Source organism: Zobellella iuensis (assembly GCF_016746085.1).
Lineage (GTDB): Bacteria > Pseudomonadota > Gammaproteobacteria > Enterobacterales > Aeromonadaceae > Oceanimonas > Oceanimonas iuensis.
This window is the reverse complement of the sequence record NZ_JAERTZ010000025.1, coordinates 556027-580714: the sequence shown is the minus strand read 5'-3', so window position 1 is coordinate 580714 and position 24688 is coordinate 556027. Positions and strand designations below refer to the sequence as shown.

Sequence of the window (24688 nt, the reverse complement as noted above, 5' to 3'; positions counted from 1 at the left end):
CCGATGCGTCTACTGTCGATCCTGATATTGCTGGCCGGGGCCTGGCTGGTGCCGCCGGTGGCCGCCCAGTCGTCCATCGATGTTTACGAATTCGACTCCCCCGCCCAGGAAGCGGTGTTCCGCGAGCTGACCCGGGAGCTGCGCTGCCCCAAATGCCAGAACCAGGATATCTCCGACTCCAATGCGGAACTGGCCAAGGATCTGCGGGACAAGACCTATGAAATGCTGCGCGAGGGGAACTCGAAACAGGAAGTCATCGATTTCATGGTGGCCCGCTACGGCAACTTCATCCTTTACAAGCCGCCGCTGATGGCCTCTACCGTTATCCTGTGGGCGGGCCCGGTACTGGTGATCCTGCTGGGGCTGGTGGTGATCCTGGTGCGTACCCGCCGGACCCGGCGTAACGATGGCGATGAGCTGAGTACCGAAGAGAAAAAACGCCTGGCGGATCTGCTGAACAAAGATAAAGAGAGCTGATATGACCTTATTTTGGATCTTCAGTGCCTTGCTGACGGCAATATTGGCGCTGGTGATAATACTGCCTTTGACGCGAGGCCGGGCCGAATCCAGCCACAGCCGCAACGAACTCAATACCCAGCTGTACCGGCAACGGTTGCTGGAACTGGAGCAGGACAGCGAGCAGGGGCTGCTGGAAGACAGCGAGGCGGCCGAGCGCGAACTGCAGAAAAGCCTGCTCGACGACATGGTGCAGGAGCCGCAACTGAACACCAGGAAGAGCCCTGCTTTGTGGCTGCCGGCGGTGCTGGTGGTGATTGCCGTCAGCTATGCCGGCTACTGGCAGGTTGGCGCCCACCGGGAAGTGGCCCAGTGGCAGGACGCCAGCGGGCGGCTGGCGGAGCTGTCCCGGCGGATACTGGTGGAGCAGGACGAGAGCATGACCGAACAGGATGTGCGCGAGCTGATGCTGGCCCTGCGCACCCGCCTGCACCAGGACGGCGACGATTTCCGTGGCTGGCTGCTGCTGGGACGGCTGGCGCTGGAGATGCGCGACGGGGAAACCGCCAAGGAATCGCTGGAAAAAGCCATGAACCTGACCGCCGACGTGCAGGCGGTGGTGGTGCCTTATGCGGAGGCGCTGGCCATGACAGGTGAAACCCTGCGCGCCGAAGGCCTGATTAAAAATGCGCTGGTGCAGGATCCCGACAACCTCGAGGCCTGGTCGGTGTTCGCCTTTATGGCCCTGCAGCAGGACGATTTTGCTACCGCCGCCGAGCGCTGGCGGGAAATGCTGACCCGGATGTCGCCGGATAATCCCCGATACGCTATGATCGAGCGTTCGGTGGCCTTTGCCGAGCAGCGCCTGGCCGCCGCCGACACCACGCCGGTGACGGGCCCGCGTTACGAAGTGGAGGTCAATACCTCGAGCTCGGTGCCTTACCATCCCGGCTCAGTGCTGTTCGTGTTCGCGGTGGACGCCGCGGGCGGCGAAATGCCGCTGGTGGCCCGTCGCATCGAGCAGCCGGCCTTTCCGCTGACCATCACCCTGTCCAATGCCGACGCCATGGTGGCCGACAACAACCTGAGCAGCCGGGAGGCGGTGGTCATCAAGGCGCGTATCGCCCCCAGCGGCAACGTGGCCGATGTGACCCATGCCTGGGAAGGACGCAGCGGGGTGCTGAGCACCGATGAAGATCGCCGGATCAGCGTGATGATAGATACGCCCCTGTAAAGGGCGGGCGGCCGGTCTTGCCGGCCGCTTCTAAGCTAGACTAGAACGATAACAATAATCATAAGGTTACATTATGTGGCGAGTGCTGATATTGACGGCAGGCGTAACCTTGGCGGGCTGTGCCGCAGCTCAGGGGGACGCGCAACCCCGGGTCAATGATCCTTTTTCTTCCAACAAGCCGGCGGACTATGCCAAGTCCACGGCCAATGATCCGCGGGACCCCTTCGAGCCGGTTAACCGGGCCGCCTGGGTGATCAACTACGACCTGCTGGAGCCCTATGCGGTGCGTCCGGTAGTGCATACCTATGCCAACCTGGTACCCGATCCGCTCAAGGAAGGGATACAAAATGTGGTGTCGAATCTGGAGGAGCCGGCCAGTTTCGTCAATCATCTGGTGACGGGAGAATTTGCCGGGGCCGGCACCAATCTGGCCCGGTTTGGGATCAACAGTACTTTTGGGGTGCTGGGCTTTTTTGATGTGGCGGGAAAAATCGCGTTGCCGCCCCAGTCCAAGGATTTCAGCCAGGTCATGGGGCAGATGGGCATCGGCGATGGTCCCTATCTGATGGTGCCACTGATGGGGCCTTATACCCTGCGGCAGCTGTCGGGAGACGTCGTGGACAGCCTGTATTTCCCCTACGATGTGATGACCTTTGCCATGCGCACCGGGAAATGGATGCTTGGCGGCCTGTATCAGCGTAGCCAGCTGATCGAACGCGAACCCATTATTGACAATGCGCTCGATCCCTACGGCCTGACCAAGGATTTCTATCTGCAATACCAGGCGACCAAGGTGGGCAAGGAGGCGGGTGCCATGTCGGAAGACGACTTGGGCGACTTTATGGACGAGATCGACGGATAAAAGAAAGCGGTAGGCCAGCAGCTTGAAGCCGGAAGAGAGGTAAGCTCAAACTCCTTCCCGCTTCCCGCTTCCCGCTTCCCGCTTCCCGCTTCCCGCTTCCCGCTTCCCGCTTCCCGCTTCCCGCTTCCCGCTTCCCGCTTCCCGCTTCCCGCTTACGGCTTTGCTCCCGTCACTCCGCCGCTGACGATAAAGGTGGTGACGGTGCCGGCGGGAATGTCCAGCGGCCGCACCTTGTCCTTGTCGACGATCAGCAGGTTGCCAGCGAAGTTGTAGGACTGAGGCAGGTAGACGGCAACCTTGCCCTGCAGCCCGAACTCTTCCATCTCCTCCCGGGTGATAAAGCCCAGCACCATTACTTCCCCACCCATCAGGCTGACCCCCACCGGCTTGTCGAAACGCTTGTTGTCGCCGAGCAGGGCATTGAACAGATCCCGCAGGGAGTTGTAGAGCATCTTTACCAGGGGGATGCGGGTGAGAACGGCATCGAACAGGTTGAGAAAGTAGCGCCCCAGATAGAAAGAAGCGAACATGCCGGTCAGGATGATCAGCGCCAGGGTCATGGCGCCACCGGCCAGATCGGAGATCCAGCCCGCCTCCAGGGCCGGGAATACGACCCGCAGCAAAGAGCCCAGGGCCGAAAACAGGGTTTCGTTGAGCATGGTGAAGATCAGGTATACCAGATACACCGTCAGCACGAAGGGCAGCAGGATCAGCAGGCCCTGAAAGAAAAAGCGGATAAGTCGTTGCATCTCTGGGGTCCTTGAAGGGGGAGGCGGCATCATGGCAGATCCCGGCAGGAATACCAGCCCGACCACCGGCGCTTGTGTCAGGGCGGGTCGTGCGCTACCGGCGCCGGGGCGCCAGGTTACGCACAGAGTTCAGCCAGCGGGCATACCAGGGCGGGCTGAAGCGGCGGCTCTGCTCGGCCGCAAACAGAGCTTTCTGCAACAGCAAGGGACTGGGTTCGTGGCCGTAGTGTGCCAGCCAGCTTTTGCTTACCTCATGCACGATCAGCCGGCACTGGTGATCGTAGAGGGTGTCGTTGTTATAGGATGGAGGGCTGCGGCGGTAATCCACCCCGTAATGATCCAGTATGCGGCGGAAGCTGGCCACCAGCAGCCGGTATTCGTGTTCGTTCATAGGTTCCTCTCTTGCCTCAAGTATATGCCGATGAAAGGCGGAATCTGGCTCTTTTCTGCGCGTTTGAGCGTATCGGGACAAAATAACCGGCTTTTAGCCGACATCAGGCTTTGCAAGGCAGTCCTGCCTTGGTATGGTGAGGGCGGTTGCGTAAAAGAGAAATTATCATATGTCAAACATGAGGTGATTTTTCTTTAAGTTTGGTTGTAATGTTTTGTTTACAAGTGAGGATGTCATCATGCAGAAAGACACGCTGAATAATATTCATATCCAATCCGAAAAGGTCATGATCACCCCGGCGGAGCTGAAGGCCAAGTTGCCGATTTCCGATCGGGCGCTGGCGTTCATCGGCCAGGCCCGGCAGACCATTTCCGATATTATTCATCGCAAGGATCACCGCCTGCTGGTGATCTGTGGTCCCTGCTCCATCCACGATATCGACGCAGCCAAAGAGTACGCAACCCGCCTCAAGAAACTGCATGATGACTACCGTGATAGCCTTTATATCGTGATGCGCGTCTATTTCGAGAAGCCGCGTACCACCGTCGGTTGGAAAGGCTTTATCAACGATCCTCACCTGGACGGCAGCTTCGATATCGAACTGGGCCTGCACAAGGCACGGGAACTGCTGTGCTGGCTGGCCGAGCTGGAATTGCCGCTGGCCACCGAAGCGCTGGATCCCATCAGCCCCCAGTATCTGGCGGAGCTGTTCTCCTGGTCGGCCATAGGCGCGCGCACCACCGAATCCCAGACCCACCGGGAGATGGCCTCCGGGCTGTCGATGCCGGTCGGCTTCAAGAACGGCACCGACGGCAACCTGGGCACCGCCATCAACGCCATGAAGGCGGCGGCCGAGCCCCATGCCTTTATGGGCATCAACCAGGAAGGGCAGGTGGCGCTGCTGGTGACCCAGGGCAACCCGGACGGCCATGTCATACTGCGTGGCGGCAAGCAGCCCAACTATGACTCGGTCAATGTCGCGCTGGCGGAAAAAGCCATGACGGCGGCGGGGCTGGCGTCGAGCCTGGTGGTGGACTGCAGCCACGGCAATTCCAACAAGGATTACAGTTTGCAACCGCTGGTGGCGGAGAATGTGGTGCACCAGATCCAGGAAGGCAATAAGTCCATCCTCGGCATCATGCTGGAGTCCCATCTCTTCGAGGGCAACCAGTCCAGCGAACAGCCCAAGGGCGACATGCGCTATGGGGTATCCATCACCGATGCCTGTATCGACTGGGACAGCACCGCCGAGCTGCTGGGCCACTGTCATCAGCAACTGGCCGCACCGCTCAAGGCCCGTATCGGCTGAGCCGGCGGCTCGCACTCGCACCGCGGAACGCTGCCCCTGCCGGCCCTGACTACTGTCGCTGCCGGCCAATAGCGGGCATAATAGAGCACCGAGCCCGGGAAGGGCCGGTGCTTTTGTAATTGGGATGAAGCCGATGGTTGATGAATTAAAAGTCCTGCGGGATCAAATTGACGAGGTCGACCAGCAACTGGTCGAGCTGTTTGCCCGCCGGTTGAAACTGGTGGCGGGTGTGGGAGAAGTGAAAAGCCGCCAGGGCGTGCCTATCTATGCCCCCGACCGGGAAGCCGCCATGCTGGCCCGGCGCCGGGCCGAGGCCGAGGCGAAAGGCGTACCGCCGGACCTGATCGAAGATGTGTTGCGCCGCGCCATGCGCGAGTCCTACGCCAGCGAAAAGGACACCGGCTTCAAATGCATCAAGCCGGAGCTGTCCAAGGCGGTGGTGATCGGCGGTGCCGGCCAGCTCGGCGGTCTGTTCGCCCACCTGCTGCGGCTGTCCGGTTATCCGGTCGAGATCCTGGAAAAGGACGACTGGGACGGGGCCGATACCCTGCTGGGCGATGCGGGCCTGGTGGTGATCGCCGTACCCATCGATCAGACGGTGGCGGTGATCGAGCGTCTGCCGGCGCTGCCCGTCGACTGCCTGCTGGTGGATCTGACCAGCGTCAAGAGCGAGCCGCTGGAAGCCATGTTGGCGGCCCATGGCGGCCCGGTGCTGGGGCTGCACCCCATGTTTGGTCCCGACGTGTCCAGCCTGGCCAAGCAGGTGATCATCTACAGCGACGGCCGCGGCGCCGAACAGTATGAATGGTTGCTGGCCCAGATGCGCATCTGGGGCGCCCGGCTGCAGCCGGTGTCGGCACAAGAGCACGACCAGGCCATGAGCCTGGTGCAGGCCCTGCGCCACTTCACCAGCTTCGCCTACGGCGCCCACCTGTGCGCCGAGCAGGCGGATCTGGCCCAGCTGCTGCGCCTGAGCTCACCCATCTACCGGCTGGAGCTGGCCATGGTGGGCCGGCTGTTCGCCCAGGATCCGGCGCTGTACGCGGACATCATCCTGTCCTCGCCCCGCAACCTGGAGATGATCAGGCGCTACCACCGTCGCTTCGGCGAGCTGCTGGCGCAGCTGGAAAACGGTGGGCGGGAGGCCTTTATCGAGCAGTTCGCTACCGTCAGCGCCTTCTTCGGCGACTATGCCGACATCTTCCTCAAGGAAAGCCGGATGCTGCTGGCCCAGGCCAACGACAGCCGCCACCACCAGGACTGACGCGACCAAAAAAGGCCCGGGTCTCCCGGGCCCTTTGGCCGACTTATTCGGTCATTACAACGCCTTTGTCATCAAACTGAAAAGGCCCGGTTTCCCGGGCCTTTTTACTGTCCGCGTTATCCCCGGTACAGCCGCTGGGCGAGGGGGGCCAGGGTATCGGCTTGCTGGCTCCCATCGAGTTCGATGCAGAAGCCCTGCACGCCCGCTTCCTTCAGCGCATGGGCGAGCTCGGGCAACAAGGATGCCTCGCCCTCGAGCCGGCTGAGCAGGGGCAGGTGGGTCTGTTGCTGCAGGGCCAGCAGCTCGACCAGGGGCAGCCCCTGGCCATCGAGCAGGGCCAGTTGCTGATTGCCTTCTTTCAGGATGAGATCCGCTTCCGCCAGCGAGGCGGCGGTGTCCGGCTGCAGCGGCAGCAACAGGGGGCGGGTGCAGCGGCCGGCGGCGATCAGCAGTTCCCCGCGCTGGGGCTGGTCCGGCTGCAGCAGCAGCAAGTCCAGGTATTCCGCCGCCCGGTTAAGCTCTTCCACTTTACCGACCGCGGTCATGGCCGCCAGGTCGAACTGGGCGGCGACTTCCCGTAACTGCTGCAGGCGCTGCAGCCCCTGCTGGATATCGCCGTTGTCGAAACAGGGCGCGGCCAGCACCTGGCCGCCGCTTTCCTTCAGCCGGCGGGCATCCTCCTGCAATTGCTGGCGACCGGGCCAGGCCCCGAGCATGGCAACCAACAGCGGCTCCCGGGCGCCCAGGTAAAAGCGGCCTATCTGCAGCCGTGAGCCGTCCGCCTTGTAGGCGCGGCTGTGGCGGGGCTGCTCGGCCTCGGCCCGCGGGGTATTCCCGGCCTGGCTAAGGGCGCCGGACGGGATCCGGGTCGGCGCCACTTCGGCGCTGGGATAGCAGCCCAGCACCTTGATAAAGCGGGTGATGCGGCCCAGCTCCTTGAGTGCCGACTGCATCTCCGGGCTGTTGACGTTGGCCGCCACGTCCACATAAAACATCTCTTCCCAGGGGTTGCCGATAATGGGACGGGACTCCAGCTTGGTCATGGTGATGTCGTGGCCGCGCAGCACCAGCAGGGCTTCCACCAGGGCGCCGCTTTGCTGGCCGGTAGACATGATGAAGCTGGTCTTGGCCGGGATCTGCTCCGCCACTTCGATGGGCTTGCGTGCCACCACGATAAAGCGGGTCATGTTCTGTTTCTGGTTGGCCAGGCCGCGCACCAGCGGCCTGAGGCCATGCAGCTCGCCGCCGTCGGCGCTGCCCATGGCGCCTACATCGGGTCGCTTCAGGCCGGCCACCAGCTCCATGGCGTTGGAGGAGGCGGCGCAGAATTCCACCTTGACCCCCGGCAGCGTCTTCAGGTACTGGGAGCACTGCTGGTACACCTGAGGGTGGGTGTAGAGGGTTTTCAACTGGCTGACGTCGGTGTCCACCGCCACCAGCAGGCAGTGCTCTATGGGTTGGGTCAGCTCGCCGACGATGGACAGGCTGGTGTGCTGCATCAGATCGAAGACGTCGTTGATGGAGCCGGAGCTGGTGTTTTCTATGGGCAGTATGCCGTACTGGGCCTGGCCGGATTCAACAGTATCCAGTATTTGCTGGAAGGTTTCGCAATTGTGCTCGATGATGCTGGCCTGGAAGCGGGACAAATACTTGCGGGCCGCCAGGTTGGAATAGGAGCCGGTGAGCCCGAGAAACGCCACGCTGATGGCCGGCGCCTTGTCCTGGGGATTGAGCAGATCCTGCAGCAGGGCCTGTTGGGACAGCACCGAGTCTTCGATGATGGTGTGATAGATGCGGGTCACGTAATGGGCGTCCAGGCCTAGCTGGCGGCCCTGGTTGATGAGCTCCACCAGCAGTGCCTGCTCCCGCTCCTGATCCCGTATCGGCCTCGGGTTTGCCAGTTTGGAGCGGGCCACATCCAGGCTCAGGGCCTTGCGTTTGGCCAGCAGGGTCAGCAGCTCGCTGTCCAGGCGGCTGATGTGGGTTCTGATATCATCCAGATTCATGAATAGGGCTTCCTTCGTCGCCAGTCCGGCTGAATAAAAAAGCCTCCCGGTGGGAGGCTTGGCGGTTCGTCTTTCGCTTATCTCTTGCTTACGCCCGTGCCTCCCGAGTCAGGATGCAAAAAAGCAGCGAAAGAAAAACAGGGATACGGGCATCATCAGGTCACAGTCGTCGTCGTCACTCCCATAGGAATACTGAAAAGCGTCGGCGCTGGCAAGCCTTTTCCGGGGATTTTTTGGTGAGCCGGCCCGCCAACGGCCAAAGAAGGCGGAAAACGGCCTTGGAAGGCCTTTCCGCCGGTGCTGCGGCCGGTGCTGGTGAAAGGGCCGGCCGGCCCCGTTGTTATTCGTCCTCCTCGGCTACCGGCTGGGCCACATTGGCCCGTTGAGCCAGTGGTTTGTCCGCATAGCGGCCGAGCTGACGTTCCAGTTTCTGCCCCAGTTCGTTGATGGCGGCATACAGGTCTTCGTGTTCCGCCTGGGCGAAGAGGGTATCATTAGGCACCCCTGCCTTGGCTTCCACCAGGTAATTCAGGCCTTCTTTCTGAATCACCACATGGGGGTTGATAAGCACGATTTGGCGCCGGTTTAATTTGTCGAAGCGACTTTCAATCCGTTCACGAATAGCGGGAGAGATGTCGACAACATGGCTGGTAATCGCAATGGACATGGGGACCCCCTCAGTGTGCTTTTGTTTGTGTACGGTTTCAGGTTACCCGGATGGGGAATAAGTTTTGTGATTGAAATCAAGTTTTTGTGTCCTTGCCGGCGGTCCGCCCGATATTTGTGAGCACGCCCGGACTCCCTTGAAAAAGCCCTTGCCAGGGCCACCGAAAACAAGCCAGACTCGAACGGATAAATTCCGGGCCCGACGGCCTGCCCTCCCTGTACTCCGCGCCCGGAGAATTTGCATTGTCCCATTGGCAGTGTCCCCCGTATTCCTTAGGATAGCGCTATATTTTCTAAAGAGGGGTGGTACCGTGAAGAGCTGGTTTGGAGTGGGGCTGCTGCTGCTGGGCCTTGGCATGAGTGTCGAGGCTTCGCCGCTGCGCGAGCGGTATCAGCAGGCGGAGCAGGCGCTGAAAAAAAACGACCTGTCCCGCTATCAGCAGTTGCGCCAGGGGCTGGATCCTTACCCCTTTACTATTTATCTTGATTATCAATACCTTGCTGACAGAATCAACCACCTGAGCACGGCCCAGGTGCGCGACTTCATGACCCGTTATCCCGACTCCCAGCAGGCGGACCGGCTCGAGCGCCAGTACCTGTTCCGTCTGGCCCGGGAGCAGCGCTGGCAGGAATTCCTGGCGCTTTACCCACAATTGCCCAACAGCGTCGAGCTGCAGTGCGCCCATTACAGAGCCAAGTGGGCGACAGGCGATAGGGCGACCGCCATCGCCGGCGCCGAACGGTTGTGGCTGCATGGCCAGTCCAGGCCCGGCATCTGCGATCCCCTGTTCGAGGACTGGTACCGTGCGGGCGGGCGCAACGACGAACATATCTGGCAGCGCATGTTGCTGGCCTACGACAGCGGCCAGGAGGGGCTGATGGCCTTCCTGGGGCGGCTGCTGAGTCCTTCGGCCCGCCCGGCCGGCGAGTTGCTGCAGGCATTGCACAAGAATCCCCGGCAAGTGATCCGGCCGGAGCAGGTCAAGGCACAAACCGGGCGGGATAAGGTTGCGGTGGCCATGGCCCTGGCCCGGTTGGCGGATACCGATCCCGAGCTGGTGATGAGCCTCTATCCCAAATACCAGCGTAGCCACAATATCGAACGGGCCCAGATGGCGGTGGTGGAGCGCAGCCTGGCCCGCCGGCTGATGTTCAACCGCACCCGGGACTATCGCGGCTGGCTCGACAGCCGGCTGCCGGAGGTGGGGGATGCCGAACTCTTTGAGCTACGGGCCCGGCTGGCGATATGGGAGCAGGACTGGCAGCATCTTATCGGCTGGATTGATCGACTGCCTTCCGACGCCCGGCAGGACAGTCGCTGGCTGTACTGGCGGGGCCGGGCCCTGGCCGCACAGAACAAGAGCACAGAGGCCGACGCCGCCTGGCAGCAGGCGGCCACATCCCGGGATTACTACGGCTTCCTGGCCGCTCAGCAGAGCCGGCGCGACTTTTCCCTGCAGAAAAAGCCCTTGGTGCCGGCGCCTTCATGGAGCCAGGCCAGCCGGCAATGGCCTGCATTGCTGCGGGTCGAGGAATGGCTGGCGCTGGGCGACCGGGCCGCCGCCCGCGGCGAATGGTATCACCTGCTGGGCAAGGTGGATGAACCGGCGGGCGTGGCCCTGGGCAGCCTGGCGCTGAGTCGCGGCTGGTACGATAAATCCATCGTGGCCAGTATCCGGGTACAGGCCTGGGATCATCTGGATCTGCGCTTCCCGGTGGTGTACCGGGATATTTTCCAGCGCCAGGCCCGCCGCCTGGGAGTGGACGAGGCCGTTCTGTTCGCCATCGCCCGCCAGGAAAGCGCCTTCTATGAACAGGCCCGTTCGCCGGTAGGGGCCGGCGGCCTGATGCAGCTGATGCCGGCCACGGCGCAGGAAACCGCGCGCAGGCACGGCATCACCCAGTTCCGTCATCCCGCCGACGTCTACCGGCCCGAGGTGAACGTGCAGCTCGGCTCCAGCTACTTCAAGGAGCTGCTGGAGCGCTACAACCATAACCGGATCCCGGCCATCGCCGCCTATAACGCCGGCCCGAGCCGGATCAACCGCTGGCTGAGCGAGAGCGGCAGCCGGCCGCTGGATGTCTGGGTGGAGAACATTCCCTACCGGGAAACCCGGGGCTATGTGCAGAACGTGCTGGCCTTTTCGGTGATCTACCAGGATATGCTGGGCCAGCCCAAGAGCTTCCTCAAGCCGGCAGAGCTTGCCTATGTCTACTGACGGCGGGGTGTGCATCCTCGGCCTGGGCTGGCTGGGCGAGCCTCTGGCTGCCGCCCTGCTGGCGCAGGGGTACCGGGTCGCCGGCACCACCACCGATGCGGCCAAGGCCGAGCGGTTGCGCCGGGAGGGGGTGCAGGCCGAGGTGTGGAATATCAATGGGCCGCTGCCATCGGCCTGGCCGGCGCGGCTGGCTGCCGACAGCCTGATACTGTGCGTTCCGCCGGGCAAGGTGGAGGACTACGCCGCCACCCTGGGCCGGATCGCCACCCTGGCCGCCGCAGGCGGGGTGCGCCGCTTGCTGTTTACCAGTGCCACCTCGGTGTACGGCGGCACCGGCGTGAAGACCGAGGCGGATAGCGGACCCGATTCCGAACGCGGCGAGCGCATGCTGGCGGCGGAGCGAATGGTGCGTCAGAGCGGTATTCCCCAGGTGCTGTGCCTGCGGCTGTCGGGCCTGGTGGGGGGCAGCCGCGAACCGGGACGCTTTCTGGCCGGGCGGCGGTTCGAGGGGGGGGAGGAGCCGGTCAACCTGGTGGCGCTGGAGGATCTGCTGCGCTTTATTCCCGCCATACTGGCGCGGGAGGAGTGGCCGCACACCCTGAACGTCAGCTCGCCTCATCACCCCAGCCGGCGGGAATTCTATACCCGGGCGGCACTGCTGCGGGCATTGCCGCCACCGGTATTTGCCGGGGGCGGCGAGGGCAAGCGCATCGACGGCGACGCACTCGCCCGCTGGCTGGGACTCGACTATCGGGTTACGAACTGGTTTGCGTGGCTGGCTGAGCGTAAGACAGGGGGCTGAGTAACGGCGCCAGGGCCAGGATCAGGGTATCCCGGTAGATGCTGCGCCTGTCCAGCAGGTTGCGGGTCAGCACGCCGATGGCGCCGCCCTGCTGCTTGCAGTTGGTTAAGTTGAACAGGCGGTCCATGGCCTGGCCCAGCTCCTCTCCTTGAGACACGGCGCTGGCCACGAACGGCGGCAGGGTCAGGCTGGCGCTGCGGGCGGCGTTGTCCAGCCCCGGCCCCAGTACCTGCAGCCAGGCGAAGGTGAGCAGCCGTTCTCCCACCCGGTCCACGCCGCCCTCCATCCCAATCCACAGATCCGCCCCGGGCCGGTGCCGGCGTGCCGCCAGCGCCCGGTTGCGGGCCCCCCTCAGGGTTTCTTCGTCGCTCAGCGGCTGGTCGGCCACGCCGGATGGCACGGCCAGGCCGTTCAGCTCGATATCCTGGTCCGGGAACAGCAGGGCCAGGGCCTGGCGGGCGGCCTCGATTTTGGCCGGGTTGAGGGAGGCGACGATAACGTTCATGGACAACCTTTTATCATGGGAAAATTGCGGGTCATGGTAGGGCTGATTATTATGCCACTTTACCCCCGTTGCTGGAGATTTTTGCATAAATGACCGAAGAACTTAGCCCCAGAGGGGAAATGCTGCTGCGAACCATGGCGATGCCGGCGGACACCAATGCCAACGGCGATATTTTCGGCGGCTGGATCATGTCCCAGATGGATTTGGGGGGCAGCCTGCTGGCCAATGACATCGCCCTGGGCCGGGTGTGCACAGTGGCGGTGAATGAGATGATGTTTTCCCGGCCGGTGCAGGTGGGCGACGTGGTCTGCTGCTATGGCGAATTGCTCAAGATAGGCCGCAGCTCCATGACCATAGGCGTGGAGGTTTGGGTCAAGCCGGTGCTGGTGCCGGAGAGCGGCCCCCGTTATCGGGTGGCCGGGGCCCAGTTTGTCTACGTGGCCATCGACGAACATGGCTGTCCCCGTGCCGTGCCGCAACCGGCATAAGGCACTTTTTCTGGGGGCGGCCCTGCTGCTGGGCGGCTGTATGGAGGTGCCGGAACCCCTGCTGCTGAACGACCGGCTCGAGTCGGTTTCCGAGCCCTGCCAGTATCCATCGCCTGCCGAATCCCGGCCCTTGCCGGCGCGCTTTACCCTGCTGAGCTGGAATATCTACAAGCAGCAGGGCGATTGGCGTTCCGAGCTTGATGACTGGGCGGAAGATGCCGAGCTGCTGTTGCTGCAAGAGGCCAGCGGTACCGAGGAGCTGCACCACTGGTTGCAGGAGCGGGGCTACCGCTGGTTCCAGGTGCCGGCCTTCAACTGGCGGGGGGCTCCCCAGGGCGTGCTGACCGCCGCGCCGGGGGAGGCACTGCAGGCCTGCGGCCAGCGGGTGGTGGAGCCGGTGACCCGGATCCCCAAGTCGCAGCTGTTCAGCCACCACCCTCTGGCCGCAGAGCCTGAGCCACTGCTGGTGGTGAATCTGCATGCGATCAACTTTTCCCTGCGTGGCCGCAGCTACCAGGAGCAGCTCGACCTCATCAGCGACGTTATCGGGGGCTACCGGGGGCCGGTGATCGTGGCCGGTGATTTCAACCGCTGGAACACGCGCCGGGATCGTCTGCTCCGGCACTGGGCGGAGCGGGAGCAGTTGCAGGAAATGACACTGGCAGAGGACAATCGAACCCGTTTCGCCGGCTATCCGCTCGACTCGGTATTCTATCGGGGTCTGCAGCTGGAACAGGCCCGGAGCATGACCTCCACCGCCTCCGATCACGGGCCGATCAAGGCGGTATTCCGCGTCCTGGAAGAATCGTAAAAGAAAAGGGAGCCGCATGGGCTCCCTTCTGGTTCAGCCGGAATTCACCGACACTATCAATCGTTGCCCGGCGCGCAGGCTGTCCTGGTCGGGTAGCCGGTTCCAGCGCAGCAGATCGGTAATGCTCACGCTGAAGCGGCTAGCGATGGCCGACAGCGAGTCGCCGGCCTTGACCAGATACACACCGTCGGAGGCCGAAGGTGAGGCTACGCGGGCCGCCGAGGGCAGCATCAGGGTCTGCCCCACCCGAATGGTATTGCCGCTCAGGTTATTGGCCTGCCTGATGGCTTCGATGCTGGTGCCGTGGCGACGGGCGATGACGCCCAGGCTGTCGCCGCCCCTGACCTGGTAACGCTGGAATTCCCGGCGCTCCTGCTGGGGACGGTCGGCCATGGCCAGCTCGAAGCCCTGGGCATGGCTCACCGGCACCAGGATTTCGGCATTGCGGGCCGGCGAGGTGGCGGCTTTCTTGAAGCCGGGGTTCAACTGCTTGAGCTGGTTGCGGTTCATCCCGGCCAGGTCGGCGGCCATGTTCAGGTCCACCTGTCCTTCCACTTCCACCACCGTCACCTGGGGACGATTGGGTACTGCCGGTACATCCATGCCGTAGTGGTTCTGGTGCTTCAGGATATCGGCCAGGGCCAGCAGCTTGGGCAAGTAGTTCTGGGTTTCCTTGGGCAGGGACAGGGACCAGTAATCGGTCGGTTTACCCTGCCGGCGGTTGGCCTTGATGGCCTGCTGCACCCGGCCTTCCCCGGAGTTATAGGCCGCCAGTGCATGCAGCCAGTCGCCATCGAAAAACCCATGCAGGTATTCCAGGTAGTCGAGTGCCGCCCGGGTCGAGGCCATGACATCGTAACGGCCGTCATACCAGCTGTCGTAGTGCAGGCCGAAGTTCTTGCCGGTGCCCTGCAGCATCTGCCACAGACCGGCCGCGTGCCCGCGGGAATAGGCCTTGGGATCGAAGGTGCTTTCCACCACCGGCAACAGTACCAGTTCCATCGGCATGTTCCGCTTCTCTATCTCTTCCTTGATGAGATAGAGAAAAGGTCTGGCGCGTTCGGATACGGAACGCATGTATGCCGGGTGTTTCAGGTACCAGTTGCGTTGGGCGACCACCCTGGGGTGATCCAACGGCATGTCGAGTTGCATCTGCCCGGCCAGCTCCAGCCACAGGTTCTGTTGCCGGGCTTCGGCTTGCTGGCGATGCTGCCGGTTGCTCGATGAGTGGGGTACGTTACGGTAAACCCGACCACCGTCGGCAGCTGGTTTACTTTGTACCCTGAGCGACGAATATGCCGCCGATTTCGGGTAAAGCTGGCTGTGCGCCGCTTGCCCTCCACCTGTTTCCTGATGGCCATAGGGATGCCGTGCCGAGTCGGCCGGCATCGCCTGGCAGCCCGCCAGGAGCAAGGCACTGGATAAAATACAGAGTCTTCTCATGGTGTCTGCGTCTCACAAAAACGGCGGCCAGTGTATGCTTTGTGAGCAGTTTAATCAAGTTAGTTAAAAATCGTCCTTCCAGCGGCGAAGTGCGGCGAACACTTCGGCGTCTCCATTTAACTCCGCCATGGCGTGGTGCTGGGCCGCGGCCCGGACCCCCGGAACATGGGCGCGCAGGAAGACATTGACGGCGTTTTCCAGGCCGATGGAACTGGGCAGGGTAGGGAGGCCCTGCTGGCGCAATTTGGCCACGTTTTGCAGGTATTTTTTCAGTTCGGGGTTATTGGGTTCCACTGCATGGCAAAACGCCAGGTTGGCCTGGGTGTACTCGTGGGTGCAATAAACCTTGGTGTCTTCCGGCAGGGCGGCCAGCCGGGAGAGGGACAGGTGCATCTGCTGCGGCGTCCCCTCGAACAACCGGCCGCAGCCCCCCGAGAACAGGGTGTCGCCGCAGAACAGCAGCCCCTGGCCGTGATAGGCGATATGGCCCAGGGTGTGGCCGGGTACGGCCATGACCTCGAGTTCGAGCCCCAGGCTCGGCAAGGTGAGGCGATCGCCCTCCTGCAGGGCGGTGCCGCTCGCCGCCGGCATCGGCTCGGCGGCCGGGGCATAAAGCCTGGCTTCGGGCCAGCGGGCCAGCAGGGCCTTGACCCCGCCGGTATGATCCCGGTGATGGTGGGTGATCAGGATGGCGTCCAGGGTCAGGCTGCGTTCCGCCAGTGCCCGGGCCACCGGGGCCGCATCCCCGGGATCCACCACGGCGGCACTGTTGCCATTGCTTATCAGCCAGATATAGTTATCGTTAAAGGCAGGGATGGGACTGATGTTGGGCATGATGCTGTCCTTGTGGTCGTGTTGTGCATTAGCTTATCAGAGGCGTCATGAAATCAGCCAGTACAGCGCAGATACCGGAACGTTGGCAGCAGTTGCCGCGCGGCTGCCAGGTCGCCGAACAGCTGCAGTTGCGCCTGGATGAGTGGGCGCCGGGCCTGTTCGGTTTCAACCTGCTCAAGATCGATGCCCTGGGTGCCGCCCTGTCGTTGGACAAGAGCCGGATCCGGCAGTCGGTGGTGATGGGACAGTTCCCCTTCGACGGCATGGATCTGCAGGCGGACGCCACCGCCATGCCCTTTGCCCCCGGCAGCCTGGATGCCTGCTTGCTGGCCCATGTGCTGGATTACAGCGAGCATCCCCACGCCATCCTGCGGGAAACCGAAATTGCCCTGCGGGATGACGGCTGGCTGATCGTCACCGGTTTCAACCCCTACAGCAGTGCCGGGCTGGCCTGTGCCCTGCCGGCCCTGCGGCGGCGATTGCCGCGCTGGCGCCATATGCTGGCGCCGGGCCGGCTGGAGGACTGGCTCAAGTTGCTGGGATTCGAGGTGATCGAACGGGATTACCTGGGGTTTACCCGCGTGATGCAGTTTGCGCTCCCCGGCCGCTGGCGTGGCCGGCTCTGTCCGCGCTTCTGTCCTTCGCTGGCGGCGGTGTATATCATACTGGCGCGCAAACGGCGCTTTCCGCTGACGCCGATCCGGGAGCTGAAACCGGTACGCAATGCCCTGGCCCAGCCGGGCATGGCGCGTCAGCGCGAGTAGCCGACGTCTTCGTTGGCCGCATCATGCAAGGCGGCGTCCCGGGCCAGTTCGTCGCAACGTTCATTTTCCGGATGCCCCGAGTGACCCTTGACCCAGTGCCAGTGCACCTTGTGCTGCTGGCACAGGGTATCCAGCTGTTGCCATAGATCGGCATTCTTAACCGGCGTTTTGGCGGCGGTTTTCCAGTTGTTGCGCTTCCAGCCGTTGATCCACTGGGTGATGCCCTGGCGCACATACTGGCTGTCGGTGGTCAGCTCGACCTCGCAGCCATGGCTGAGGGCGCCGAGCCCGGCGATGGCCGCCATCAATTCCATGCGATTGTTGGTCGTGAGGCGATAACCCCGGCTCAGTTCTTTGCGATGCTGTTTGTAGATCAGTATGGCGCCATAGCCGCCCGGGCCCGGGTTGCCGAGGCAGGAGCCATCGGTGTAAAGCTGGATGTGTTTCATGCTCACCCACGATATGCAAATAAAGGCGAAGTCTGCCACAGCCGAGGGGCCCGGGCCAGTCCGGATCCCGCATGATGCCACGACCTCGGTGGCACTCTCCGGCCCGGTTATTTATACTGGCGCCGTCTTGTGCGGAGGAAACAGCGATGACCCAGCAAAGCCATCATCGGCAAATTGTTCTGGATACGGAAACGACCGGTATGAACATGGATGCCGGGCCCCATTACCTGGGGCACCGGGTGATCGAAATCGGTTGCGTGGAGGTCATCAACCGCCGCCTGACCGGCCGGCATTTCCATGTCTATCTCAAGCCGGATCGCAAGGTCGATGAAGAAGCCATTCAGGTGCATGGTATTACCGATGCGTTTCTGGCGGACAAACCGGCGTTTACCGCCAAGGTCGACGAATTCCTTGCCTTCGTCTCCGGGGCCGAGCTGGTGGCCCATAACGCGCCCTTCGACGTCGGCTTCCTCGACTATGAAATGGAGCTGATGGGGCGGCCGGAGCGCATGGCCCGGTTATGCAAGATCACCGATACCCTGGCCCTGGCCCGGCAGCTGTTCCCCGGCAAGCGCAACAACCTGGATGCGCTCTGTGATCGTTACGGCATAGACAACGGCCACCGAACCCTGCACGGGGCCTTGCTCGATGCCGAGATCCTGGCCGACCTGTACCTGTTGATGACCGGTGGCCAGACCAAGTTGAACCTGCAGAGCGACACCGGCCAGCAAGAGGGGGCCAATGCCCAGGGCATCCGCCGCCTGAGCGCGGCGCGGCCGGCGCTCAAGGTGATCCGGGCCGGCACCCAGGAGCTGCAGGCGCATGAGGCCCGGCTGGATCTGGTGATGAAGAAAGGGGGCAGTTGCCTGTGGCGTGGGGAATGAGGGGGCTGCTGTATTTCGTGCTGTTGTCGGCCATGGCCGGGGCGGGGAGCGCCAATGAACAGAATGCGCGCTGGCTGAGCAATACCTTTCGCATCGACCCCTCCATTTCCGCGGTCACCCTGTTCATCGAGCGGGAGCAAGAGAGCGCCCCCGTGGTATTGATCCGCCCCGATGGCAGCAAGTATTACTATCAGCGCCATCCGGATCATATCAACTGGGCCTCCACTTCCCAGCGGGATGTGATCACCCTGTGGCAGCCCGAGCCCGGCCCCTGGCAGGCCACCGGAAAGATCGATGAACAGCGGGGAATTTCGCTGGTCAGCGTGTTTCGTCTGCAGCTGGAGCCGCTGCCACCGCGAATTTATCAGCGCGAGGTGCTCAAGCTGGACGCCGAGCTGAAATATGCCGACACCACCCTGGATGCCGCCTACTATCTCGATGGCTTGTCACTGCATGCTCAACTGGTCAGCCAGCTCGGCAGTGACGGCGATCGCTTTGCCCAAGCGCCGCAGCTGATCGGGCACTTTGCCGATGACGGCACCGGCCTGGACGCCTATCCCGGTGACGGCAAGATGACGGCGGAGCTGGTTTTCGACACCCTGCCCGGCCAGTATCTGTTTCAGGCACAAACCACCAATCAGGTCCTGGCGCGAACTTACCAGCAGGAGCTGCTGGTTTATCCCATGCCGCTCAACCTGAGGTTTTCGACACCCGATGCCGAAGGGCGTTGGCGGCTCAACCTGGAGGCCGACGGCGAGCTGCAGCCCGATACCCTGGTGGTGACCGGCGAGTTGAGCAATCCACTGGGGCAGACGTTGCCGATTTCCGGGCAGGGCCGGGTCATTGAACTGCCCGACGCCCGGCAACCCGGCAACTATCGCTGGCAGGGCCGGGCCTTTGCGACCACCCGGGACGGGCGTGAAATTCAGCTGGACCTGGCCGAACAGGTGGTACGGGTGTTGCCTCCGGTCTCGGCTCCTGCCGCAAGCCCGGTGAAGCAGACGCCGCTCTGGCTGCTCTGGCCTTATCTGCTTGGTGGGGGAGCCCTGCTTCTGCTGCTGAGTGGGGGCGCGCTTTGGCTATGGCGTAAAAAGGCGGCCAGCAAGCGGGCGGAAGGGCTCTGAGCCGTACCTGATTGTGTATTATTTGGTGTTTAGGCTAAAAAGCGCGCAAGCAGCCGAAAAGTATCATTTTACCCTTGACCCCTCCCACCGGGGGAATTACTATCCGTGTCGCCTGAAGCAAGCAGTCTCAGGCAACGGAGCGGTAGTTCAGTTGGTTAGAATACCGGCCTGTCACGCCGGGGGTCGCGGGTTCGAGCCCCGTCCGCTCCGCCAATTCCAGAAAAAGGCCACCTCAGGGTGGCCTTTTTCGTTCCTGTCGTTTACTTCATTCGGCCCCGGTGGCGAGCAGGCTTCGCCGGGAGCCTGCCGTCAGGCTGTCACCGTTAATCCTTGGTGGGCGATGTTGTTCGCGGTGGCGGCTGATATTAATGTCGGTGGTTATTGCGACACTTTGCTCACCCTGTACGAAGCATCCTCTCATTTTTGCTAAGAGTGTAATTTTGTTACATTTTTATGCTATCTTTAGGTGTTCACCCTTTATTACGACTCTAATCATTAAAGGTGCAGAATATGACCGAGAAAGAGAACCATGAGGTGATGGCCCCGGAGGGGAAGGTCAATCCCATCGATACCGATTACCAGATAGGGCAGGATAATATCGCATTGCAGATAGGTCCGTTCGGGCTGGATATCCATAACCGGGTGTTTATGATTTCCGGGCTGGCCATCGTGGTCTTCGTGTTCCTGACATTGGCGTTCCAGAATCAGGTGGGTCCCCTGTTCGCTGAGCTGCGCGGCTGGCTCACCGCCAAGCTGGATTGGTTTTTCCTTATTTCGGGTAATATTTTCGTACTGGTGTGCCTGGGGCTGATCCTGTCGCCGCTGGGGCGGGTACGCATCGGCGGTACCGAGGCCAAACCGGATTTCAGCTACCTGGGCTGGTTTTCGATGCTGTTTGCCGCCGGCATGGGGATCGGCCTGATGTTTTACGGGGTGTCCGAGCCGCTGTCCCATTTCGGTAGCGCCATGGGCGGCATCAGTGTCGAAAACGGCGTGCGTACCGACTGGGCACCGCTGGGGGCGGCCGCCGGCGATGCGGAAGCCGCCCGGCGGCTGGGCATGTCGGCCACCATCTATCACTGGGCGCTGCACCCCTGGGCGATTTATGCGGTGCTGGCCCTGGGGCTGGCGATCTTCTCCTTCAACAAGGGCCTGCCGCTGACGGTGCGCTCGGTGTTCTATCCGCTGCTGGGCGAGCGGGTCTGGGGCTGGCCGGGCCATATCATCGATGTCCTGGCGGTGGTGGCGACCCTGTTCGGCCTGGCCACCTCCCTGGGGCTGGGAGCCGCCCAGGCCAGTGCCGGTCTGAATTATCTGTTCGGCCTGCCGCTCGGTACCACCACCGAAGTGGTGCTGGTGATCGGGATCACCGCGATTGCCACCCTTTCGGTACTGGCCGGGCTGGATGCGGGGGTTAAGCGGTTGTCGGAGATCAACATGGTGCTGGCGGCCCTGCTGCTGCTGTTCGTGGTCATAGTGGGGCCGACCCTCGCCATAGTGACCGGCTTTTTCGCCAACCTGGCCGCTTACGTGGAAAATTTGCCCGCCCTGTCCAACCCGATAGGCCGGGAAGATGCCAACTTCTCCCAGGGCTGGACCGCCTTCTACTGGGCCTGGTGGATCTCCTGGTCCCCCTTCGTCGGCATGTTTATCGCGCGGGTATCCCGGGGCCGTACCGTGCGGGAGTTCCTGGTGTCGGTGCTGCTGGTGCCGTCCGCCGCCTGCGTGCTGTGGATGACCGCCTTCGGCGGTACCGCCATCAGCCAGCTGGTCAACGACGGCTATCAGTCGGTGGCCGAAGCGGCACTGCCGCTGCAGCTGTTCATCATGCTGGATGCGCTGCCGCTGGCACAGCTCACCTCCTTTATCGGCATCATACTGGTGGTGGTGTTCTTCGTGACCTCCTCCGACTCGGGCTCTCTGGTGATCGATACCATTTCAGCCGGCGGCAAGGTCAATTCACCCAAGCCGCAGCGGGTATTCTGGTGCACCTTCGAGGGCCTGGTGGCGATAGCCCTGATCCTGGGCGGCGGCCTGGTCGCCCTGCAGGCGATGGCGGTGTCCACCGGCTTTCCCTTTACCATAGTGCTGCTGGTTGCCTGTGTCTCCCTGCTCAAGGGGCTGGCGTCGGAGCCGAAGGCAAGTTAAGTCGCTGGTACGCGAAGGCGTCGGGGCAGTTGGCTGGTACGGTCTGCCCCGTTTACTTTCCTGCACTCGAAGAGCCAGACCATGGAAGTTGAACAGATCGAAATTCTCGGATTCATACGCCAGTTTGCTCCCTTTGATAGCTTGCCGGATGCCGTCCTCGAGCAGGTCGCGGGCCAGGTGGAAGTGGCCTATTACCGGGCCGGTACCCCGATACTGAACTATGGCGATCAGGTGCATGATCTCTACCTGGTACGCAGCGGGGCGGTGGAGATCTACCGGCGCAGCGGCGAGCTCTACAACCGCCTGAGCGAAGGCAGCCTGTTCGGCCAGATGGGACTGCTGATGAACAACAGGGTCAGGCTGGCGGCGTCGGCATTGGAGGATACCCTGCTGTATTGCCTGCCCGAAACCCTGTTCCACGAGCTCTGTGCCGAGTTCGAGTCTTTCGCCGATTTCGTCGAGGTGGAGGACAGGACCCGGTTGCGGCAGACGCTGTCCCGGCAGGAGAGTGCCAATGAACTGATGACCTCCTCGGTGCGCGAGCTGATCAGCCGCGCGCCGGTGACCATTTCCCTGGCGGCCTCGGTGCAGGAGGCGGCCCAGAGAATGACCGAAGAAGGGGTGTCTTCCATCCTGGTGCTGCACCCCGAGTCGCCAGCGGATGATGGGGGGGTGGCCGGCATTCTTACCGACCGGGATCTGCGCACCCGGGTGCTGGCGGCGGGACTGCCGTTGCAGACCCCGGTGGCGGAGGTGATGTCGGCGGATCTGGTCGCGCTGGAAAGCGGCCAGTTCGTGTTCGAGGCCATGCTCACCATGCTGCGTTACAACCTGCATCACCTGCCGGTGCTGCATCGGGGCCGGCCGGTGGGCGTCATCGCCTTGTCGGACGTCATGCGTTACGAGTCGCGCAACAGCCTGTTTGTGGTACGGCATATCTTCCGGGCGCACAGCCCAGAGGAACTGGCGCTGGTGGCCCAGGATGTGCGGGCCAGCTTTCTACGCATGGTCAACGAGGATGCCAATTCACAGATGATTGGCAGTGCCATGGCGGTGATCGGCCGCAGCTTCAAGCAGCGGCTGCTGGAGCTGGCCGAAAGCGAACTGGGGCCGCCGCCGGTGCCTTACTGCTTCCTGGCGCTGGGCTCGATGGCGCGGGATGAGCAGTTGATCGTCACCGATCAGGACAACGCCATTATTCTCGATAACCGCTACGATCCGTCCCGGGACGGCGACTACTTTGCCGCCCTCGGCCGTTACGTCTGCGACGGCCTGGCCGCCTGCGGCTACGGCTACTGCAAGGGGGGCATCATGGCGACCAATGTGCAGTGGCAGAAGACCCGGCAGCAATGGGAGCACTGCTTCAACGACTGGATCGACAACCCCAGCCCGGAGTCTCTGCTGCACAGTTCGATTTTTTTCGATCTGGCCGGTGTCTTTGGCAAGACCGAGTGGGCCGAACAGCTCAACGCCCTGATTGCGCGGCGGGCGAGGCGCAGCCCCCGCTTTCTGGCCTGCATGGCGCGCAACGCCCTCAATCGCACCCCGCCGCTCGGCTTTTTCAAGGCGTTCGTGATGGAGCAGGACGGCAAGCACAATAATTCCATCAACCTGAAACGGCGGGGGACGGCGCCCCTGGCGGATTTGATCCGGGTACATGCGCTGGCGATAGGCTCCCGGGCGCAGAATTCCTTCGAGCGGCTCAAGGATGTGATCGAGGCGGGGGTACTGCCCAAGGGCAGGGGGCCGGATCTGCGGGACGCGATGGAGTTTATCGCCATGGTGCGGATCCGTCATCAGGCGCTGGACCTGGCAGCCGGGCGGGAGCCCGACAACAATATCGAGCCCGAGACGCTGTCGGACTTCGAGCGCAGGAACCTGAAAGACGCCTTCCAGATCCTCCGCCATGCCCAGAAGTTCCTGAAGTTTCGTTACCAGCCCAACCGGGGCTAAGGGGTCGACATGCTCTACTTGGGGCCCGAGCCCGAAGGCCGTGGCGCACCGCCGCCCGAGTGGCCGGTGCTGTTCGAGCAACTGGCGCGCAGCGCCCGGGATTACCGGCTGGAGCGTTATTACCGGGCCGGGGCCGCCGGCGGCGACATGCCCCTGGCCGAGGTGCCTTTTGTGGCCATGGACTTTGAAACCACCGGCCTGAATCCCGGCAAGGACGCCATCGTCAGCATCGGGCTGGTTCCCTTCAGCCTGCGGCGCATCCGCTGCCGGGAGGCCAGGCACTGGATCCTCAATCCGCACAAACCCCTGGCCGGGGAGTCGGTGGTGATCCATGGCATTACCCATGCGGAAATCAAGACGGCCCCGGATTTGCTGCTGGTGCTGGACGAGCTGCTCTGTGCCCTGGCCGGGCGCGTGGTGGTGGTGCATCACAGGGCCATCGAGCGGGGCTTCCTGGACAGGGCCCTGCGGGCCAGGCTGAACGAGGGCATCCGCTTTCCGGTGGTGGATACCATGGCGCTGGAAGCCAGGCTGCACCGGCGCAGGCAGCTCGGGCTCTGGGACCGGCTGCGGGGGCGCAAGCCGGTGTCCATCCGCCTGGCCGACAGCCGCGGCCGTTATCACCTGCCTTACTACCAGCCCCATCATGCCCAGACCGATGCCCTGGCCACCGCCGAGTTGCTGCAGGCACAAATCGCCTATCATTACCGCCCGGACACGCCGCTGCGGGAGCTGTGGTGCTGATCAGGGGAGCTTGCGGGCCCAACTGCTGCCGATGGCACTGAACGGCAAATTCAGGCCCAGTTCGGGTACCCGCCGGGCGACCCAGGCCGGAAAGGTGTTGCTGTTGGGACCGGGAAAGAGCCGGTATTCGTGCTTCCAGGGGTAATCCCGGGCCGCCTGTTCAATTTTGTCGATCAACCCGTCGACGTCCGGCCCGCGTCTGTCGAGCAGGATTTGGGGCCTGGCCCCGAACCAGTAACGGTCCGGGTAGTCCTGCGCTATCCGCAGCGCGGGCAGGCCGCGGCGGGTGCGCCAGCCGATCACCTCGAAGACGGTATATTGCTCGGCGTTGCTGGGTTTGACCGCAATCCAGGTATGTACCGCAAACCAGCCGCGCCAGCCCCAGGCGTCGGCCCCATAGACCTGAATCACCGCTTCCGGGGTGGTGGCCGGATCCGGCGCTATGCCGGCGGGAGCCCGGCTGGCGGACTGCCAGCCATCGCTGGTGCAACCACCGAGCAGCAGGGGAAAGAGCAATAGGCACAACCTGATCATGGTGTCTCCTTAATCTGCAGTGAACACCGACAAGAGCGGAGTGGCGGCC

Annotated in this window: 23 protein-coding genes, 1 tRNA gene, 1 pseudogene and 1 other annotated feature; of the genes and pseudogenes, 16 read left to right on the top strand and 9 right to left on the bottom strand. The window is 62.9% G+C overall.

Features of this window, described 5'->3' with window-relative positions; all coding sequences use genetic code 11:
* Positions 1-3 precede the first annotated feature (3 nt).
* From JKV55_RS13610 to JKV55_RS13600, 3 genes are all read left to right on the top strand, one after another.
* Positions 4-477: a cytochrome c-type biogenesis protein gene (locus JKV55_RS13610; RefSeq protein WP_202086543.1), complete on the top strand. Its 474-nt coding sequence runs from the start codon at positions 4-6 to the stop codon at positions 475-477.
* Position 478: 1 nt separating this feature from the next.
* Positions 479-1690, top strand: coding sequence for a c-type cytochrome biogenesis protein CcmI (gene ccmI, locus JKV55_RS13605; RefSeq protein WP_202086540.1), 1212 nt, complete (start codon positions 479-481; stop codon positions 1688-1690).
* A 73-nt stretch (positions 1691-1763) separates the two neighbouring features.
* Complete coding sequence (locus JKV55_RS13600; RefSeq protein ID WP_237332847.1) at positions 1764-2552, top strand: MlaA family lipoprotein; 789 nt, start codon at positions 1764-1766, stop codon at positions 2550-2552.
* Positions 2553-2704: 152 nt separating this feature from the next.
* Here JKV55_RS13600 and JKV55_RS13595 read toward each other — a convergent pair whose 3' ends face one another.
* Together JKV55_RS13595 and JKV55_RS13590 are read right to left on the bottom strand one after the other, a co-directional pair.
* Entirely contained in the window at positions 2705-3301 is a 597-nt protein-coding gene (locus JKV55_RS13595; protein WP_202086536.1) for a DUF502 domain-containing protein, read from the bottom strand.
* 94 nt (positions 3302-3395) lie between these two features.
* Complete coding sequence (locus JKV55_RS13590) at positions 3396-3692, bottom strand: hypothetical protein (protein WP_202086535.1); 297 nt, start codon at positions 3690-3692, stop codon at positions 3396-3398.
* A gap of 238 nt (positions 3693-3930) precedes the next feature.
* Here JKV55_RS13590 and JKV55_RS13585 point away from each other — a divergent pair, with 238 nt between their 5' ends.
* Together JKV55_RS13585 and tyrA are read left to right on the top strand one after the other, a co-directional pair.
* The gene (locus tag JKV55_RS13585) at positions 3931-5001 is read left to right on the top strand and encodes a 3-deoxy-7-phosphoheptulonate synthase (protein ID WP_202086532.1); all 1071 of its coding nucleotides are present in this window, start codon (positions 3931-3933) and stop codon (positions 4999-5001) included.
* Positions 5002-5134: 133 nt separating this feature from the next.
* Positions 5135-6265: a bifunctional chorismate mutase/prephenate dehydrogenase gene (gene tyrA, locus JKV55_RS13580; protein WP_202086521.1), complete on the top strand. Its 1131-nt coding sequence runs from the start codon at positions 5135-5137 to the stop codon at positions 6263-6265.
* 857 nt (positions 6266-7122) lie between these two features.
* Here tyrA and JKV55_RS19990 read toward each other — a convergent pair.
* A pseudogene (locus JKV55_RS19990) lies at positions 7123-8271 on the bottom strand (chorismate mutase); the annotation flags it as partial.
* 32 nt (positions 8272-8303) lie between these two features.
* Positions 8304-8425, bottom strand: a sequence feature (Phe leader region).
* A 186-nt stretch (positions 8426-8611) separates the two neighbouring features.
* The gene (gene hpf / locus JKV55_RS13570) at positions 8612-8938 is read right to left on the bottom strand and encodes a ribosome hibernation-promoting factor, HPF/YfiA family (protein WP_202086510.1); all 327 of its coding nucleotides are present in this window, start codon (positions 8936-8938) and stop codon (positions 8612-8614) included.
* Positions 8939-9248: 310 nt separating this feature from the next.
* On the opposite strand from hpf, the gene JKV55_RS13565 reads away from it, so the two are divergent.
* Both JKV55_RS13565 and JKV55_RS13560 read left to right on the top strand, forming a co-directional pair.
* The gene (locus JKV55_RS13565; protein WP_369409652.1) at positions 9249-11156 is read left to right on the top strand and encodes a transglycosylase SLT domain-containing protein; all 1908 of its coding nucleotides are present in this window, start codon (positions 9249-9251) and stop codon (positions 11154-11156) included.
* On the top strand, positions 11146-11958 hold the full coding sequence (locus JKV55_RS13560) for an NAD(P)-binding domain-containing protein (protein WP_202086503.1): 813 nt from the start codon (positions 11146-11148) through the stop codon (positions 11956-11958). Before JKV55_RS13565 ends, JKV55_RS13560 begins: the two co-directional genes overlap by 11 nt.
* Here the strand turns inward: JKV55_RS13560 and yjjX are convergent.
* Positions 11912-12463, bottom strand: coding sequence for an inosine/xanthosine triphosphatase (yjjX, locus tag JKV55_RS13555; RefSeq protein WP_202086501.1), 552 nt, complete (start codon positions 12461-12463; stop codon positions 11912-11914). The two genes, JKV55_RS13560 and yjjX, sit on opposite strands and share 47 nt — an antisense overlap.
* Positions 12464-12552: 89 nt before the next feature.
* On the opposite strand from yjjX, the gene yciA reads away from it, so the two are divergent.
* Both yciA and JKV55_RS13545 read left to right on the top strand, forming a co-directional pair.
* On the top strand, positions 12553-12951 hold the full coding sequence (yciA, locus tag JKV55_RS13550) for an acyl-CoA thioester hydrolase YciA (protein WP_202086492.1): 399 nt from the start codon (positions 12553-12555) through the stop codon (positions 12949-12951).
* Positions 12929-13762 carry an endonuclease/exonuclease/phosphatase family protein gene (locus tag JKV55_RS13545; protein ID WP_202086481.1) on the top strand — a complete coding sequence of 278 codons (834 nt, stop codon included), beginning with the start codon at positions 12929-12931 and terminating at the stop codon, positions 13760-13762. The genes yciA and JKV55_RS13545 overlap by 23 nt, the downstream gene beginning before the upstream one ends.
* A 33-nt stretch (positions 13763-13795) precedes the next feature.
* Here JKV55_RS13545 and JKV55_RS13540 read toward each other — a convergent pair whose 3' ends face one another.
* The gene (locus tag JKV55_RS13540) at positions 13796-15205 is read right to left on the bottom strand and encodes a LysM peptidoglycan-binding domain-containing protein (protein ID WP_202086479.1); all 1410 of its coding nucleotides are present in this window, start codon (positions 15203-15205) and stop codon (positions 13796-13798) included.
* 63 nt (positions 15206-15268) lie between these two features.
* The gene (gloB, locus tag JKV55_RS13535) at positions 15269-16039 is read right to left on the bottom strand and encodes a hydroxyacylglutathione hydrolase (protein ID WP_202086466.1); all 771 of its coding nucleotides are present in this window, start codon (positions 16037-16039) and stop codon (positions 15269-15271) included.
* A 47-nt stretch (positions 16040-16086) separates the two neighbouring features.
* Between gloB and JKV55_RS13530 the strand changes: the two genes are divergently transcribed.
* Positions 16087-16803, top strand: coding sequence for a class I SAM-dependent methyltransferase (locus JKV55_RS13530; protein ID WP_202086454.1), 717 nt, complete (start codon positions 16087-16089; stop codon positions 16801-16803).
* On the opposite strand, the gene rnhA is transcribed toward JKV55_RS13530, so the two are convergent.
* Positions 16791-17252, bottom strand: coding sequence for a ribonuclease HI (gene rnhA, locus JKV55_RS13525; RefSeq protein ID WP_202086451.1), 462 nt, complete (start codon positions 17250-17252; stop codon positions 16791-16793). The two genes, JKV55_RS13530 and rnhA, sit on opposite strands and share 13 nt — an antisense overlap.
* Before the next feature lie 146 nt (positions 17253-17398).
* Between rnhA and dnaQ the strand changes: the two genes are divergently transcribed.
* The 6 genes from dnaQ to JKV55_RS13495 all read left to right on the top strand — a co-directional run bounded on the left by dnaQ (position 17399) and on the right by JKV55_RS13495 (position 24105).
* On the top strand, positions 17399-18136 hold the full coding sequence (dnaQ, locus tag JKV55_RS13520; protein WP_202086445.1) for a DNA polymerase III subunit epsilon: 738 nt from the start codon (positions 17399-17401) through the stop codon (positions 18134-18136).
* A complete protein-coding gene (locus tag JKV55_RS13515) occupies positions 18133-19260 on the top strand; it encodes a hypothetical protein (RefSeq protein WP_237332846.1) in 1128 nt (375 codons plus the stop codon). The genes dnaQ and JKV55_RS13515 overlap by 4 nt, the downstream gene beginning before the upstream one ends.
* Before the next feature lie 136 nt (positions 19261-19396).
* Positions 19397-19473: transfer RNA gene (locus JKV55_RS13510), tRNA-Asp, on the top strand.
* Between the two features lie 297 nt (positions 19474-19770).
* Positions 19771-21408 carry a BCCT family transporter gene (locus JKV55_RS13505; RefSeq protein WP_202086427.1) on the top strand — a complete coding sequence of 546 codons (1638 nt, stop codon included), beginning with the start codon at positions 19771-19773 and terminating at the stop codon, positions 21406-21408.
* 81 nt (positions 21409-21489) lie between these two features.
* Positions 21490-23361: a putative nucleotidyltransferase substrate binding domain-containing protein gene (locus tag JKV55_RS13500; RefSeq protein WP_202086424.1), complete on the top strand. Its 1872-nt coding sequence runs from the start codon at positions 21490-21492 to the stop codon at positions 23359-23361.
* Between the two features lie 9 nt (positions 23362-23370).
* Positions 23371-24105, top strand: a complete 735-nt coding sequence (locus JKV55_RS13495) for a 3'-5' exonuclease (RefSeq protein ID WP_202086422.1) — start codon at positions 23371-23373, stop codon at positions 24103-24105.
* On the opposite strand, the gene JKV55_RS13490 is transcribed toward JKV55_RS13495, so the two are convergent.
* The gene (locus JKV55_RS13490; protein ID WP_202086419.1) at positions 24106-24639 is read right to left on the bottom strand and encodes a DUF3750 domain-containing protein; all 534 of its coding nucleotides are present in this window, start codon (positions 24637-24639) and stop codon (positions 24106-24108) included.
* Between the last annotated feature and the right edge of the window lie 49 nt (positions 24640-24688).